This window comes from Acinetobacter pittii ANC 4050 (assembly GCF_000399685.1).
In the GTDB taxonomy this organism is placed as follows: Bacteria; Pseudomonadota; Gammaproteobacteria; order Pseudomonadales; family Moraxellaceae; genus Acinetobacter; species Acinetobacter pittii_E.
Map to the genome: position 1 here is coordinate 970,303 of NZ_KB976987.1, position 15,375 is coordinate 985,677.

The following is a 15,375-nucleotide window of genomic DNA, read 5'->3' on the forward strand; positions in this document are numbered from 1 at the left end:
TAAGTTTCATGTTATTTCCTTAATATACAAGTCTATTTATACCTATTAATAACTGTTCTAATGACTTCTTGTACATCCAAAATTGCTTTGTCTTTAAGCGATGTTTTTCTACATGAAAGAACCATGGGGTAGGTCGGTATCGAAATTGGACATTTTGTATAAATCAGGGCAGGTACAATTTCAGAAATCTTTCTTGCGGCGTGGGTAGGAAGAGTACAAACCGTTCCTTTATTTTTTAATAACCACGGAATAGCTGCAAAATGAGAAGTAGAAGCAAAAATCCGTCTGGTTTTATTTAATTTCGTTAAATGTTCGTCAACAATCCCAATTTGCCCAGTATTTGAAATGAGTAAATGTTCAAAACTTAAAAACTTATCCAAGCTTAGTTCAATTGCATCTTCGGGATGTGTTACCAAACAAGAATAATCACCTAATACCATTAATTCTCGATACAAAGAATGATAGTAGATTCCACCAGATGTCACTCCAATATCAACATTATGCTTGACCAACATTTCGGCAATGATATGCGTGTAGGTTTGTTTAATTACGATTCTGTAGTGTGGAAATTTTAATTTAACTTGTTCGATAATTTCTTGTGCAAATGCAATTTCAAAATCATCAGACATGCCAATCGTGATAATTCTTTGTTGCAAGGTATTTTCATTATTGGGTAGGGACAACAAGGTTTCCCTAAAAATATTTAAAGCATTGCTCACTAGGGGCTTTAAAGCATGAGCCTTGGTGGTGGGTGCAAGACCTCGGCCAGTCCGCTGAAAAAGTGGATCTTGGTAAATATCTCTAAGTCGTCTTAAGGAGGCACTGACAGCAGATTGAGTAATTCCTAAACGCTCAGCTGCACGTGAAGCATTCTGTTCTTCATATAAGACTTCAAAGCACTTTAATAGATTTAAGTCGATTTGTGCGATATTAATTTCATTCATATCTGATAGTGCCTAAATCCTATTCCATAAAGATGGTGATTATATAACAATGAATTCAGACGTAAGGAACGGAACTTATAAGGAAGGAGAAATAAGCTTCTTATTTTACGTGATGTTTTATCAAGCGATATCAATTTTTAGTGAAAAGTTATTGATATCATTGTTGATTTTTAAACTGGTCTAGCAAATAGGATTGATCAGGTTTATTTGGAAAAATATGATTAAGGACTGATTCTATGACAGATTATATTTTAAATCTAGCTTTTCGATGAGTTAAACACTCTAGACAATTGAACCCTCTGATAAATGTAAATCTAAACACATATGAATGTTGTTTATAGGGGATTCGTTTGCCAAAAAATGCAGGGATGTGTTTAAGCACAAGCATTTTAAAGTTTCGATATAGGAATTCGACATGTTAAAAAAACTACATGTGCAGGTAATTATTGCAATTATTGCTGCCATTATTTTGGGTTTAGTTTCCCCCGAATGGGCAAAGGCAATGAAGCCATTAGGTCAAGCATTTATTGCTTTACTAAAAATGCTTTTAGCTCCTTTGATTTTTCTTACCTTGGTTCATGGTTTAACTCATATTAAAGATATGAAAAAACTGGGCCGTTTGGGTATTAAGTCACTTATTTATTTTGAAGTATTAACAACCATAGCAATGCTGATTGGTTTTGTGTTTGTCAATGTGTTGCAACCTGGTTTAGGCCTTCATGCAACTGACTTAGCCGAACCTGATGCAGCAAAGGGTTCAGCAACACTTTCCGCGGTTGATTTCTTCTTAAATATGATTCCGCATACTATCGTAGACGCTTTTGCGACTGGAAACGTATTACAAGTATTGGTCGTTTCAATTTTAGCGGGTATGGCTATCAATTTATGCTGTGGTCCGGACTCTGTCATTGTTAAAGGAATTGATGAAGCACAAACCATCTTGTTCAAGATGCTGGGTTTTATTATGAAGCTTGCGCCACTCGGTGCATTTGGGGCGATGTCGGCTGCAATTGGTAGTTACGGCGGTGAAACACTAATTTATTTAATGAAGTTAATTGGTGTTTTCTATGCAGCTTGCTTCTTCTTTATCGTATTTGCTCTTGGTGCTGTGACGTGGATTATTGGTCTACCTTTCCTTACTGTTTTAAAAGTAATTCGTGACGAAATACTTTTGGTATTCGGTACAGCATCTGGTGAAGTTGCCTTTCCTAAACTGATTGAAAAACTCAAAAAAACGGGTTGTGACGAAGCGGTTGTCGGGTTTGTCTTACCTACAGGTTATAGCTTCAATTTAGATGGCACAGCTTTATATATGGCGATCGCTGTGGGCTTTATTGCTCAAGCAACTGATACACCTTTGAGTTTAATCGATCAACTGGTTCTATTAGCAATTTTAAGCTTTACCTCGAAAGGTGGCACTACTGTCGCTGGAGGCGCCTTTATTAAGTTGGCGGCGACTTTACAGTCTGTAAAAACTTTACCTTTAGGTGGTTTGGGACTGTTGTTTGGTGTTGACCGGATTATGGCAACCATCATGGCAATTACCAACATTATTGGAAATACGCTTGCGGTTTATGCAGTCGCTCGTTGGGAAAATGCTTTCGATGCAGATGCCTTTGAAAAACAAACAGGGAAAAAACCTAAGCGTAGTTTGCTACGGGCTAAAGATTCTTTGGTAGAGACGCCGTTAGCCTCTGATTCAAATCACTCAAGTCAAGTTTTAGATAAATCTCATTAATTATCTCAACTTCTTATATCGAGAATAGACATGCGTTTAAAAGCTATCGACCCAGAACATTTAACTGCTGAACAACAAGTTGTATTCGATGCAATTGCAAGCGGTCCACGTAAAGGTGTGCGAGGTCCTTTAGCGATCTGGTTGCATCATCCAAAGTTAGCCAACTTAGCACAAAGTCTTGGCCAATATTGTCGCTACGACAGCTGTTTAGAGCCGCGTTTGAGTGAGTTAGCCATCTTATTGATGGGTAGACACTGGCTTGCTGAATATGAATGGGCTGCTCATAAACCTTATGCAATTGAGGCTGGCCTAAGTACGGACGTCATTGAAGCAATTCGTTTAGGTGAGCAACCTGCGTTTATTCATAAAGATGAACAATTAATTTATCAGTTCATTTGTGAGCTTCATGAAACTAAAAGGGTGTCTGAGCAGACCTATAGAGATATAGAGCAACTACTTGGGACAGATACATTAATCGATTTAGTTGCGATAGCAGGTTATTACACCCTGATTTCCATGACGATTAATGTATTTGAAGTTCCACCACCAGCAGGTGTAGCTCCTGAATTACCAACTCCAAAAGCAGGAATTTAATATGTTTGATGAAATTAATCCTCAAGGACGTTTGCAAGACAAAGTTGCAATCATTACGGGTGCAGGTTGTGTGGGTCCGGGTTGGGGAAATGGTCGTGCAGCGGCAGTACTCTTTGCAAAAGCAGGAGCAAAAATTTTTGCCGTAGATCGTTCGATTGATGCAATGCAAGAGACTTTAAATCGTATTCAAAACTTTGATGGTGACGTGACACCTTTTGCGTGTGATGTGACTGACAGTCAGTCAGTCAAAGCCATGGTTGAAGCCTGCGTAGAGAAATATGGACGCGTAGATATTTTAGTGAATAACGTTGGTGGTTCTGCTGCTGGTGGTGCTGTCGCTCTATCAGAAGAGGCTTGGAACAAACAGCTCGACTTAAATTTAAAAAGTGTCTTTTTAACTTGTAAACATGCCATTCCCTATATGGAGCAACAAGGCGGTGGTTCGATTGTAAATACGGCTTCAACTTCTGGAATTCGTTTTACAGGTTCCCCGCAAGTTGCCTATGCCGCAAGTAAAGCCGCAATTATTCAATTATCAAAAGTGACTGCTGTCGAATATGCCCCTAAAGGAATACGTGTAAACACTGTCTTGCCGGGTCAATTACATACGCCAATGGTTGAGGTCCGTTTAGCAGGGCAACGTACAGGCGGTGATGTGGATCAATTGCTTGAAAGTCGTTTAAAACGAATTCCCGCAGGCTTTATGGGAGATGGCCGTGATACAGCGTTTGCTGCTTTGTTTCTTGCAAGTGATGAAGCACGTTTTGTTACCGGAACAGAAATTGTGGTCGATGGCGGAATGACTGCACGCTGTGATTAAGGTGAATTCCGAGTAACTCCAAATATGTGAGCTGCATGGAATATTTGTTGAACCTAATAAGATTTGTTTAGGAAGTACTATGTCATTTAATTTGCCAAGAGGTTCATGGGATTGCCATTTTCATATATATGGGCCTTTTGATCGCTTTCCGTTACCTAAAGACGCTGCATATCACCCTCAACCAGCAACCTTTCAACAAATGCTTGAGTTGCACAAAAGTTTAGGAATTGAACACGGTGTTTTTGTTCAAGCCGTTGCCTACGGTTCAGATAACGCCATCATTTTAGATGCGATTGAACAAAGTAACTTTAATTATCGGGGTGTGGCTTTAGTAGATCACGATATTTCTGATCAACAGCTCATTGAATTAAAGCACGGTGGTATTTGTGGTATTCGCTTTAACATGATGGGGCATTTGCCTGGAAGTCGTGATCCGCAAGCACTACGTAGCTCGGTTGAGCGAGTTGCAAAGCTTGGATTGCATATTCAGATACACGGCAAAATTGAAGATATCCTACCTGCGATTGAAGCTTGGCAAGACATAGATGTCGATATTGTGATTGATCACATGGCGCGACCTAATTTACTCGATTCACAAGATGCAGAAAACACTTTTCATAAACTGCAACAAGTCATGTCGAATCCGAAGCATTGGCTAAAAATTTCCGGAATTGATCGTGCAATGAATGGTCAGCCTGCCAACACTTGGGAGGCTTCACTGAATTGGGTTCAAAAGTTAATCAAGCTTGCTCCAAACCGAGTGGTATGGGGAACAGATTGGCCTCATCCAAATATTAAAGGTGAGGTTCCTAATGATGATGAGCTTTTACAGTTTGCATTAAAAGCACTCGATACGCCCGAATTAAAACAAGCCGTATTTGTTGATAACCCTCGAAATTTATATTTCAAAGAAAATTAAAGTTCTAAAACCAATGAAGTATTCATTGAGTGAATACTTCTTCACTTAAAAGGAAGTAAAAATGAGTTTAAAAAAATTAGTCTCAGGAATGGGCTTATCAATTGCTATGGTCATACCAGCGCATGCAGCGCAATTAAATGTTATTGCTTCTGGTTCTTTTCATGGTGCAATGGATACCCTGATTCCGATGTATGAAAAATTAACCGGAAATACGGTTCATATTGAATGGGGACCATCAGCTGGAAAGTCTCCTGAATCATTACCAATGCGGATTAAAAATAATGAAAAAATGGACTTGGCGATTATTTTGGATGATGCACTTAAATCTAATGAGTTAAGTCAAAATTTTGACTTAACTAGTCGTACTGAATTGGCAAATTCAAAAATTGGTTTGGCAGTGAGTAAAGGAACTAAAGTACCGCCGTTAAAAAATGAAGCAGACCTAAAGGCAGCCTTATTGTCAGCCCAAAAAGTCGCTTACTCTCAAGGTGCAAGCGGTGTCTATATTCGCTCAACCTTATTCAAAAAACTAAATATTGAACAAGAAATGCAAAAAAAAGGGCTTGAAGTACCAGGTAAAAAACTGGTTGGAGACGTTTTAGTAGAACGCCAAGCCGATGTAGGAATGCAACAGATTAGTGAACTTAAACATACTAAAGGAATTACCTTTGTCGCACCTTTACCTGAAAGCTTGCAATACATTAGTAAATTTTCTTCAGTCATTGCCAAAAAAGCTGAACATCCTGAAATCGCAGCTCAATTTGTACAGTTTTTAAAAACTAAACAAGCAGCAAGTATTTTGACTAAAAGTGGTTTGGAACCACTGGGTCAGTGAAAAATCAGCATGAAAAATACTTCACTGTAATTTTGGCGACATCGTTGAGTCTAATGACTTAAATCTATTTATTTAATTTTTAAACCACAATCATCTAAAACATGGAGTTGATTAAGATGAACAAAACCTTAGCTATTTTATCTACAGCAATATTATTAGCCACAGCAACGGTTACGGAAGCAAAACAAACAAATATCTCACCAGCGGCCCATACAACTGCCACTTCTAAGGTCAGCAGTGTGCCTTATGAGATGGTGAATTATGGTGATGTCTCTATTCAAGCCTATGTACAAGGTAAAGGGCCTACTATTGTGATTATGTCGTCACTAGGACGTTCTGTACGCGACTATGATGTGGTTGCACAAGATTTGGTTAAACAGGGCTTTAGAGTAATTCGACCAGAAGTTCGTGGAATTGGTTTAAGCCGTGGACCAATGGAAAAATTACATATTCAAGACTATGGAAACGACGTTGCGGCAGTAATCGAACATTTTAAAGCTGGTCCTGCAATTGTAGTCGGCCATGCATGGGGCAATTTCCCAACCCGTATGGTTGCAACACAGCGTCCAGATTTGGTTAAAGGGGTGGTATTAGCAGGTGCTTCGGCTGGTAAAGTGCCAGAGGGATATAAAGGTAAACCAATTGGCCCTGAAATTCGTGAGGCGATTGATAACGCTGGAAATGAAGAGCTTCCCGAAGCTAAGCGTATTGAATATTTAAAACGTGCGTTCTTTGCGCCAATGAATGATCCGCGTGTATGGCTAACTGGTTGGCACCACGAAGCACACGATGCGCAAGGTTATGCGCGTAATAACACGCCTGTAGATGATTACTTTGCTGCTGGTAAAGCACCTATTTTAGATATTCAACCAGAATACGACACAGTGGCGCCTAAACCTTTAAGAGGTGTTTTAAAAGGTGCTTTAGGTGATCGAGTGACGATAGTCGAAATTAAAAATGCAGGTCATGCCCTAGTTCCAGAGCAACCGAAAGCTTTAGCGGATGCCATTGGTAAATTTGCTAAACAACAATTCGCGAAAAAATCATAGTTGTTCCTTAAAGAAACGGACGTTCAAGAACGTTCGTTTCTAATCGATTTTGTGCATTACGACTTTAAGAGACTTTTCCATATGATTGACAAAAGTAAGTCCTCACTAAGCGAGGCACTATCGCAGATTAAAGATGATGCAACCATTCTGATTGGTGGTTTTGGTACCGCAGGACAACCCGCTGAACTCATTGACGGACTGATTGGACTGGGTGTCAAAGATTTAACCATTGTCAGCAACAATGCCGGTAACGGTGATTACGGTCTGGCGAAACTGCTTAAAGCCGGTTCAGTTAAAAAAGTGATTTGTTCTTTCCCACGTCAGGCAGACTCTTATGTGTTTGATGAGTTGTACCGTGCTGGAAAGGTCGAACTTGAAGTCGTGCCGCAAGGCAATCTGGCTTGTCGTATTCAGGCAGCAGGTATGGGGTTAGGTGCTGTGTTTACCCCAACAGGCTTTGGAACACTTTTAGCTGAAGGTAAAGAAACCCGTGAGATTGATGGGAAAGATTACGTACTCGAATATCCGATCAAAGCTGATTTTGCCTTGATTAAGGCTTACAAGGGCGACCGCTGGGGCAATCTGGTTTACCGTAAATCAGCCCGTAACTTTGGCCCGATCATGGCGATGGCTGCTGATGTCACCATTGCTCAGGTGTCTGAGGTGGTTGAGCTAGGTGGATTAGATCCGGAACACATCATTACCCCAGGTATCTTTGTACAGCACGTTGTACAAGTTGCACCCGCACAGTAAGCAATAAGGAGAAATAACATGAGCTACCAGAAACTCAGCCGTGACCAGATTGCAAAGCGTGTGGCACAAGATATTCCAGAGGGTGCCTATGTGAACTTAGGTATTGGCTTACCGACCAAGATTGCCAGCTACCTAACGAACGACAAAGATATTTTTCTTCATTCCGAAAATGGTTTGTTGGCTTTTGGTCCACCGCCAGCAGCAGGTGAAGAAGATCCTGAACTGATTAATGCGGGTAAAGAGTTTGTGACTATGCTTGAAGGTGGCAGCTTTTTCCATCATGGCGACTCATTTGCCATGATGCGTGGAGGTCACCTTGATATTGCGGTGCTTGGCGCCTTTCAGGTTGCAGCCAATGGTGACTTGGCCAACTGGCACACCGGTGCACCGGATGCGATTCCTGCGGTGGGTGGTGCAATGGATTTGGCTGTAGGTGCCAAGAAAGTCTTTATCACGACAGACCATGTAACTAAGCAAGGCGAACCAAAGATTGTCGCTGAGCTCACTTATCCAGTGACGGGTAAACAGTGTGTGGATCGTATTTACACCGACTTGTGTGTGATTGACGTGACCCGAGATGGTTTAAAGGTGCTTGAGAAAGTGGAAGGTCTGAGCTTTGATGAGTTGCAGGCTTTAACGGGTGCAACTTTGATTGATGCGACGAATTAAGTGTAGTCGCTACAGTTAATAAATAGCATCACGGCCTTGAATTAGATTGATATTCAAAAGCCTTTTGTATAGGCAACACCTTACTTTTCAAAGATGAAAAGTAACAAAAATCTATGTTGAACAGAGGAGGCTTCCTTGCCTCCCTGTCCAACGGGTGACATCCATGTCACCTGTCACGATAGCAAACTGCTAGTAGATACGAGGTGGCGACATGGATGTCGCCTCGTTGCTCAGCACAACAGGGATGTTGTGTCTGAGCAACAAAGGGTTTTGTCACTTTTGCCCTGTCAAAAGTGAGGCATTGCCTACGCAAAGGAAGAATGGATAACCCAATCATTTGTGGCAATGACAGCAACAGATTTCAAAATGGAAATGTAAGAATGAAAAACGCTTATATCATCGATGCCATCCGTACTCCATTCGGCCGTTATGCCGGTGGCCTTGCACCTGTCCGTGCCGATGACCTTGGCGCTGTGCCGATTAAAGCTTTAATCCAGCGTAACCCGAATGTAGATTGGGAACAGGTCGATGATGTGATCTATGGCTGTGCCAACCAAGCCGGTGAAGATAACCGTAACGTTGGCCGTATGTCAGCTCTCCTTGCAGGTTTGCCGTATCAGGTGCCCGCAACGACTATTAACCGTCTCTGTGGTTCTTCACTCGATGCCATTGCCATTGCTGCCCGTGCCATTAAAGCAGGTGAAGCGAACTTGGTGATTGCAGGTGGTGTAGAAAGCATGAGCCGTGCACCCTATGTGATGGGCAAGTCTGACAGTGCTTTTGGTCGTAGCCAGAAGATCGAAGACACCACCATGGGCTGGCGTTTCATTAACCCAAAACTTAAAGAATTGTATGGTGTAGACACCATGCCCCAGACTGCCGAAAACGTGGCTGAACAGTTTAACGTCAATCGTGCAGATCAGGACCAGTTTGCCTTGCTGAGCCAACAACGCACCGCAAGCGCGCAAGCCAAAGGCTTTTTTTCTAAAGAAATCGTGGCAGTTGAAATCCCTCAGCGTAAGGGTGATGCTGTTGTGATTGATACTGATGAACATCCACGTGCAACGACCACGCTTGAAGGCTTAAGCAAACTGAAGCCTGTGGTCAAAGCAGACGGCACTGTCACTGCCGGAAATGCTTCAGGCATTAACGATGGTGCAGCAGCTTTATTGATTGCTTCTGATGAAGCTGTTCAAACTTATAACCTCAAACCACGTGCCAAGATCATTGCTTCAACAGCGGTGGGTGTAGAACCGCGCATTATGGGTTTTGCTCCGGCACCAGCGATTAAAAAATTACTGAAACAAGCCAACCTGACTTTAGATCAGATGGATGTAATTGAACTAAATGAAGCGTTTGCTGCACAGGCTTTGGCTGTGACCCGTGATTTAGGTTTGCCAGATGATAGCAACAAGGTAAATCCAAACGGTGGAGCAATTGCTTTAGGTCATCCACTTGGTGCGTCAGGTGCACGCCTCGTCACCACAGCCTTAAACCAGCTTGAGCAAACAGGTGGTCGTTATGCCTTATGTTCAATGTGTATTGGTGTTGGCCAAGGGATTGCACTGATTATTGAACGTGTTATTTAAAAGGAAAAAATGAATGTTATTTTACGTACGAAAAGATGTGACTTTACCTAGCCATTTAACTGAGCAGGAAATTGAAGATATTAAAGCAAGAGAGCGTGCTTATTCCCAAGAAATTCAAAGACAAGGGAAGTGTCGTCACTTATGGAGAATCACAGGACAATACGCCAATATTAGTATTTTTGATGTTGAAAGTAATGAGGAACTACATAATCTATTACAAGGTTTACCTCTCTATCCTTATATGAAAATTGAAGTGATTGCTTTAAATAGGCATCCGTCTTCAGTGCGAGAAGGTGATTATTAATAGTTAATCACTCTTTTTTTAAAGCAAGAGTTTGAAAGCACGTTGTTTTTGATTTGGGATTTTTATTAAAAAGGAGTTAGACAAAGCTTAAGTCTAACTCCTTACACAAATGAAAATTTATGATTTAGAAGGAATATATTTACGCATAGCAAAGATAAAAAGCGTAAATAAAAGACTAAATCCAAAAATAGGTAAGCTGACTCCTAACACGAGACTCGCCGCTATAAACCATAATTTTTGCGGCCCAGTTGCGCGGTTCCAAATCAATAAACTTTGACTAACAAAGTGGGTTGTCATGTGTTTTAAATTCGAGTTTTTAAACGCAGTTCTATATGCGTAAATAATCATGATACACAGCGCAAGCGCGTAAAGCACCAGTACCAGTTGGTTTATCCAGCCAAATAAAACCCCAATATGCGCATCAACTCCCCAACGGGTGAGCTTTGCTACCAGTGAATAGTCTTTAAACGCAAGTTGATCGATAACTTTGTGTTGTTCCATATCAATGGCGATACTGTCTGCTTGAGTTGGCCATTTGCGCTGAATCTCGGCTACGGTCCAAGCTTGATTTCCACTGGTCGGTGGTTTGATTTGTATTTGTACCGCGTCAATACCATGAGCTCTAGCTATTGAAAGAGCGCTATCGTACTCACTTGAAACGATATTTAAATTGAGATTTTCACTGTGTGGCATTTCGTGATGTTCATGGTGCATCACTGTAGGTAAATTATCTTCTTGAAGAGAGGTTGCCAATGTTGGGGTTTGCCAGTTCAGCCATTGACGAGCAACTCGAATATTATCGCCAGCCCATTCAGACCATGTAAGTCCTGTAATGGCGATTAATAATAAGAGTGGAAATAAAGTTAAACCCAGCGTGCTATGCCATCTCAATAATTTATTTTTTTGTGTTTGTCGGATTTTAAGATTTTGACGACGTTTCAACCAATTATATAGTCCAGTTAAAGTCAAAATAGCTAACCAGCTTGCTGCCAATTCACTATAAAAGCGTCCCCATTTCCCTAGCAATAAATTACTATGCAGTTGATCAAGCGTAGTTCGAAACGGCAACACTCCACTCGTACCATAGACCGCTAGATGGCCTTGGGCTTTAAGCGTAAAAGGATCAATAAAAACGGCTTCACTCGTAAAATCATGTATTGGATCTGAAAAAATGACACGTGTTGTCTCGTCAGCGCTTGGTGCTGGTCTAACTTCAATTACCTGTGCAGACTTAGGCATTACTTGCTTTGCGGCTTCAATTTGCTGGCTCAGCTTATGTGGCGGTTGATCCAGCGGCTGAACGTATAGAACATCTTTATAAATCGCTTGTTCGAGTTGAGGCGTAATGGCATAGAGTAAACCGGTAATTGCAGCAAACAAGATTAATGGTGCAATAAAAATACCAGCATAAATATGAATTAAACGGTAAAGACTACGCCAGAAGGATGATTGAGTCAGCATCAGAAAAGAGTGTCTATCAGGTGTTGGGGCGGATTATAGCGATTTATTTCTGTTGATGTTAAATGAGCTGTAAACATGATTAAATTATTTGACTCGCTTTTATGTAGGCTTTTTAGCCCAATCATTCAATAGTTTTTATTACTTGGTAAATTTGGCGTTTTTTTTGCTTACTATCTAAGACCTTATCTAACATACTTAATTTGATTGTTGTATAAATGATGATACAAACCGTTTTGCTCTCTTATACTGTTTTTTCCACATGAAAAATGCACCAAATAGACACGTCTTTTTATTTTGCACCACATTTGTGCGCAAGATGCCGAAAATGAGATTGCTGGTTTCAATACTCACTTTATTCATCCTGTACGGATGCTCTTCATCTGAACAAAATAGAAAAACTCAAGAAAACTTAACAACTCATTCGATATGTGTTTTTGATAGTACAAATACAAAAGTCTGTGTAGCTGAACCAGCTCAAAGAATTGTTTCTTTATTTGAGTCGGGTTTAGATGGCTTATATATGCTAGGGCAAGGTCACAAAGTGATTGGTATACCAGCTGAAGTATACATCCAGCCTTTATTATTTAATGCCTATTCAAAAATAGATCAACGCATTGCCAATAAGCAGCTTGCGACACCTTCACAAGGTGCTAATGCAACCAATATTGAAAGTCTTGTGTTGTTAAAACCAGATCTGGTGATTGTAGGGAGTGGACAAACCCAAACAATTGAACTATTACGGCAGTTTGGTATTGCTGTATATGTCATGGAGTCAGGTACTTACGAGCTAGTAAAAGAAGAATTATCTGAAATTGCGGTTTTAAGTGGTGCTCAAAAGCGCGCTCAGGAAATTTTAAATTTTTCGGATGAAGTTGTTGCGGAGGTCGCAGCCAAGACTGCACGTCAACCAAATAAGCAATCAATTTACTATGCATGGTCCGGAGGACGTATTTTTTCTACTTCTGGACGTGAGTCAATTACCAATGACTTTATTGAGCTGGCGGGTGCGTACAATATTGTTCAGACCAATGCCAATCAACCTAATGTAAACCCCGAGACATTAATTGAGTGGAACCCTGACAATATTGTGCTTTGGAATACCAACCCAAAACTGATTTATGAACGAAAAGAATTACAAGACTTAAGTGCCGTACAAAATCGAAAAGTTTTTAATTTGAGTCCTGCATTTATATATAACCCACATACCATCAAAATCATTATTACGGCGATTTATCTAAATCACAGTATTTATCCTGAACAGTCTGATTTACCTGTAAGTGCTTTACAACAGCGTATTTTAAACAAGTTGTATGGTGAGCAGCTTGCCAAAGCGTTGGTGCAATGAATATGGAAAAGCTGAAATATTATTGGTTTTACCCGTTACCGTTCCTCATGATTTTTATCTCGTTGCTGATTGGGCCAACTCAGACCTTAAGTGCATGGGACTATGTGCTGTGGGGGGTGCAAGCTGTCTTCGGTACACCATATTTTGACGCGGAACAATTTAGACTGATGCAAAACATTCTAGTCAATGTCAGATTGCCCAGAATCTTACTCACCTTTATGGTGGGAGCTGCATTAGCAACTGCGGGGAATGGCTTGCAGGCATTATTTCGTAATCCCTTGGTTGACTCATATGTACTCGGTATTTCATCGGGAGCGGCGTTCGGTGCAGCTTTAGCACTTTCTTTAAGTTGGCTTTCGCCAAATCTATCAGCCTTTGTTTTTGGTGTGTGCGCTGTTGCCTTAACGTATTTATTCGCGCATCAAAAACATGAAAGCCAGACGTCTTTAGTGATGGTAATTTTATCGGGCATGATTGTTTCAGGGCTGTTTTTAGCAGGCCTTACGATTATTCAATATTTAAGTGATCCATTTAAACTGCAAGCAATAGTGCAATGGACGATGGGTAATCTACATCAAGCCTCTTGGCAAAAGGTTCAATATGCCGTGCTACCGATTTGTATTGGCCTTGCTGGATTATTTGCGATGCGTTGGCGCCTAAACTTAATGGCACTCGGTGCTGAAGAAGCGCAGGCGGTTGGAGTTAACCCGCGCTGGGAGCAGCTTATTTTAATTGCGCTGGTGACCGTATGTACTTCAACATCTGTGGCAGCGGCGGGCATTATTAGCTTATATGGACTGTTTATGCCGCATATTGTGAGAATGTTGGTGGGACCAGATCACCGCTACAGTATTCCTGCCAATATGATTTTGGGCGGCAGTTTTCTACTCATGATTGATAACTTTTCTCGGGTTCTACTGACATTTGAAATACCAATTGGTATTTTTACCATGCTACTTGGTGCACCATTTTTCTTATTATTAATGAAAACACAGAGGACTCAGTGGGCATGATTCAAATTGATCAGTTAAATTATGCCTATGGGCACAAACAGGTTCTTAAAAATATTCATCTGGAGTTTCCTGTAAATCAGTTTTCAGTGATTTTAGGGCGTAATGGCTGTGGTAAATCGACACTGTTTAAATTGATGGCGGGCCTAGAACCTGTAAAAGATGGGTTGATTCGTTACTATGGGAAATCACTATCAGATTTTAAAGGAAAAGATCGGGCAGCCTTACTCGGTTTTTTACCGCAGTTTCATAAAACCGTATTTCCATTTTTGGTTAAAGATGTGGTGATTACAGGGCGTGCTGCTTTTAGTCGATATCGTCCTTCAAAATCAGACTGGCAGCGTGTAGACCAAGCTTTGCTTGATTTAGATATTGAGCATTTGCGTGACCGTCCTTATACCGAGCTATCAGGTGGTGAAAGGCAACTGGTTATGATTGCCCGCATTTTAGTGCAAGCCCCAAAAGTTATTTTGCTTGATGAACCAACCAACCATCTTGATGTTTATTATCAGTCTTATTTAATGAAAAAATTGCGTCAGTTGTCTCGGCAAAATTTTACGGTGATTGCGATTATGCATGATCCTAACTTGGCTTTTTTATTTGCAGATCATCTATTTTTTATGCGACAACATGAGGTGGTTAAGCCTGAGTCAAAAACACGAATAACCGATCCAAAGTTTTTAAAAAGTGTCTACGATGTTGAGTTTCATGAGGCCATGATTCAAGACAAAACCATTGTTATCCCTGATCATTCTTGGCTATAAATATGTTTGATTATCAGTTGGTTGAAAAATCTGACTACGATTCTGCGGTAGAGTTTGTACTTTATACAAGACAGCAGCTATTCCCAGAAATTTATCATGGGCAAGTTCCCAAAGATTTACAGAATTTTGAGCAATATTATGTTCATGACCCATTGGGCTGTTTCATTACAGTAAAAGACCAAAACCGCATTATTGGCACCATTGCATATCGAGCTTATGACCATCGTTTTGATTTAAATTTGCCGTCCAATACGGTAGAAGTGGTTAAGTTGTTTGTATTACCTGAATACCGCCGTAAGGGCATCGCAACCCAACTATGTGACATGTTGTTTAGCCATGCAAAAAACAATCGGATTACTAACTTGTATTTGCACACACATCCATTTTTGCCGGCGGCTGAAGAATTTTGGACTCTACAAGGATTTAAGGTGATTCAACGGGAATGGATCGATACATATGACACCATTCACATGAGTAAATCTTTATAGTCTGTTAAAAAAAATTTATTTTAAAACTACAAGATTTATGGCGGGCAGAGTTGTATCTGCTACTTTTAATAGTAGTTTTACTCGTCATGATTT

The 15,375-nt window shown here is 40.6% G+C and carries 16 protein-coding genes; 14 read left to right on the plus strand and 2 right to left on the minus strand.

Annotation, left to right across the window (positions count from 1 at the left end; genetic code table 11):
- Positions 1–32: 32 nt before the first annotated feature.
- Positions 33–944 carry a LysR family transcriptional regulator gene (locus F931_RS08430; protein WP_016140958.1) on the minus strand — a complete coding sequence of 304 codons (912 nt, stop codon included), beginning with the start codon at positions 942–944 and terminating at the stop codon, positions 33–35.
- A gap of 415 nt (positions 945–1,359) precedes the next feature.
- Here F931_RS08430 and F931_RS08435 point away from each other — a divergent pair, with 415 nt between their 5' ends.
- The 10 genes from F931_RS08435 to catC all read left to right on the plus strand — a co-directional run bounded on the left by F931_RS08435 (position 1,360) and on the right by catC (position 10,214).
- A complete protein-coding gene (locus F931_RS08435) occupies positions 1,360–2,682 on the plus strand; it encodes a C4-dicarboxylate transporter DctA (RefSeq protein ID WP_016140959.1) in 1,323 nt (440 codons plus the stop codon).
- 30 nt (positions 2,683–2,712) lie between these two features.
- A complete protein-coding gene (locus F931_RS08440; RefSeq protein WP_016140960.1) occupies positions 2,713–3,276 on the plus strand; it encodes a carboxymuconolactone decarboxylase family protein in 564 nt (187 codons plus the stop codon).
- A 1-nt stretch (position 3,277) separates the two neighbouring features.
- The gene (locus F931_RS08445; RefSeq protein WP_016140961.1) at positions 3,278–4,096 is read left to right on the plus strand and encodes an SDR family NAD(P)-dependent oxidoreductase; all 819 of its coding nucleotides are present in this window, start codon (positions 3,278–3,280) and stop codon (positions 4,094–4,096) included.
- A gap of 79 nt (positions 4,097–4,175) precedes the next feature.
- Entirely contained in the window at positions 4,176–5,015 is an 840-nt protein-coding gene (locus tag F931_RS08450) for an amidohydrolase family protein (RefSeq protein WP_016140962.1), read from the plus strand.
- Between the two features lie 61 nt (positions 5,016–5,076).
- On the plus strand, positions 5,077–5,850 hold the full coding sequence (locus tag F931_RS08455; protein ID WP_016140963.1) for a substrate-binding domain-containing protein: 774 nt from the start codon (positions 5,077–5,079) through the stop codon (positions 5,848–5,850).
- A 116-nt stretch (positions 5,851–5,966) separates the two neighbouring features.
- On the plus strand, positions 5,967–6,899 hold the full coding sequence (locus F931_RS08460) for an alpha/beta fold hydrolase (RefSeq protein ID WP_016140964.1): 933 nt from the start codon (positions 5,967–5,969) through the stop codon (positions 6,897–6,899).
- A gap of 81 nt (positions 6,900–6,980) precedes the next feature.
- Positions 6,981–7,652 (plus strand): 3-oxoacid CoA-transferase subunit A, encoded by a 672-nt coding sequence (locus tag F931_RS08465; RefSeq protein WP_016140965.1) that lies wholly within the window; start codon positions 6,981–6,983, stop codon positions 7,650–7,652.
- Positions 7,653–7,670: 18 nt separating this feature from the next.
- Positions 7,671–8,321 carry a 3-oxoacid CoA-transferase subunit B gene (locus F931_RS08470; protein ID WP_016140966.1) on the plus strand — a complete coding sequence of 217 codons (651 nt, stop codon included), beginning with the start codon at positions 7,671–7,673 and terminating at the stop codon, positions 8,319–8,321.
- Positions 8,322–8,701: 380 nt separating this feature from the next.
- Positions 8,702–9,910, plus strand: a complete 1,209-nt coding sequence (pcaF, locus tag F931_RS08475; RefSeq protein WP_016140967.1) for a 3-oxoadipyl-CoA thiolase — start codon at positions 8,702–8,704, stop codon at positions 9,908–9,910.
- A gap of 13 nt (positions 9,911–9,923) precedes the next feature.
- Positions 9,924–10,214: a muconolactone Delta-isomerase gene (catC, locus tag F931_RS08480; RefSeq protein WP_016140968.1), complete on the plus strand. Its 291-nt coding sequence runs from the start codon at positions 9,924–9,926 to the stop codon at positions 10,212–10,214.
- Between the two features lie 117 nt (positions 10,215–10,331).
- Here the strand turns inward: catC and F931_RS08485 are convergent, their stop codons facing one another.
- Positions 10,332–11,675, minus strand: a complete 1,344-nt coding sequence (locus F931_RS08485) for a PepSY-associated TM helix domain-containing protein (RefSeq protein WP_016140969.1) — start codon at positions 11,673–11,675, stop codon at positions 10,332–10,334.
- Positions 11,676–12,000: 325 nt separating this feature from the next.
- On the opposite strand from F931_RS08485, the gene F931_RS08490 reads away from it, so the two are divergent.
- Genes F931_RS08490 through F931_RS08505 form a run of 4 tightly spaced genes read left to right on the plus strand, consistent with a single transcriptional unit; the run spans position 12,001 to position 15,282 of the window.
- A complete protein-coding gene (locus tag F931_RS08490; RefSeq protein ID WP_025470297.1) occupies positions 12,001–13,020 on the plus strand; it encodes an ABC transporter substrate-binding protein in 1,020 nt (339 codons plus the stop codon).
- 2 nt (positions 13,021–13,022) lie between these two features.
- Positions 13,023–14,033, plus strand: a complete 1,011-nt coding sequence (locus F931_RS08495; RefSeq protein WP_080649453.1) for a FecCD family ABC transporter permease — start codon at positions 13,023–13,025, stop codon at positions 14,031–14,033.
- Positions 14,030–14,794 carry an ABC transporter ATP-binding protein gene (locus tag F931_RS08500; RefSeq protein ID WP_016140972.1) on the plus strand — a complete coding sequence of 255 codons (765 nt, stop codon included), beginning with the start codon at positions 14,030–14,032 and terminating at the stop codon, positions 14,792–14,794. The genes F931_RS08495 and F931_RS08500 overlap by 4 nt, the downstream gene beginning before the upstream one ends.
- On the plus strand, positions 14,791–15,282 hold the full coding sequence (locus F931_RS08505; protein ID WP_025470298.1) for a GNAT family N-acetyltransferase: 492 nt from the start codon (positions 14,791–14,793) through the stop codon (positions 15,280–15,282). The genes F931_RS08500 and F931_RS08505 overlap by 4 nt, the downstream gene beginning before the upstream one ends.
- Positions 15,283–15,375 lie beyond the last annotated feature (93 nt).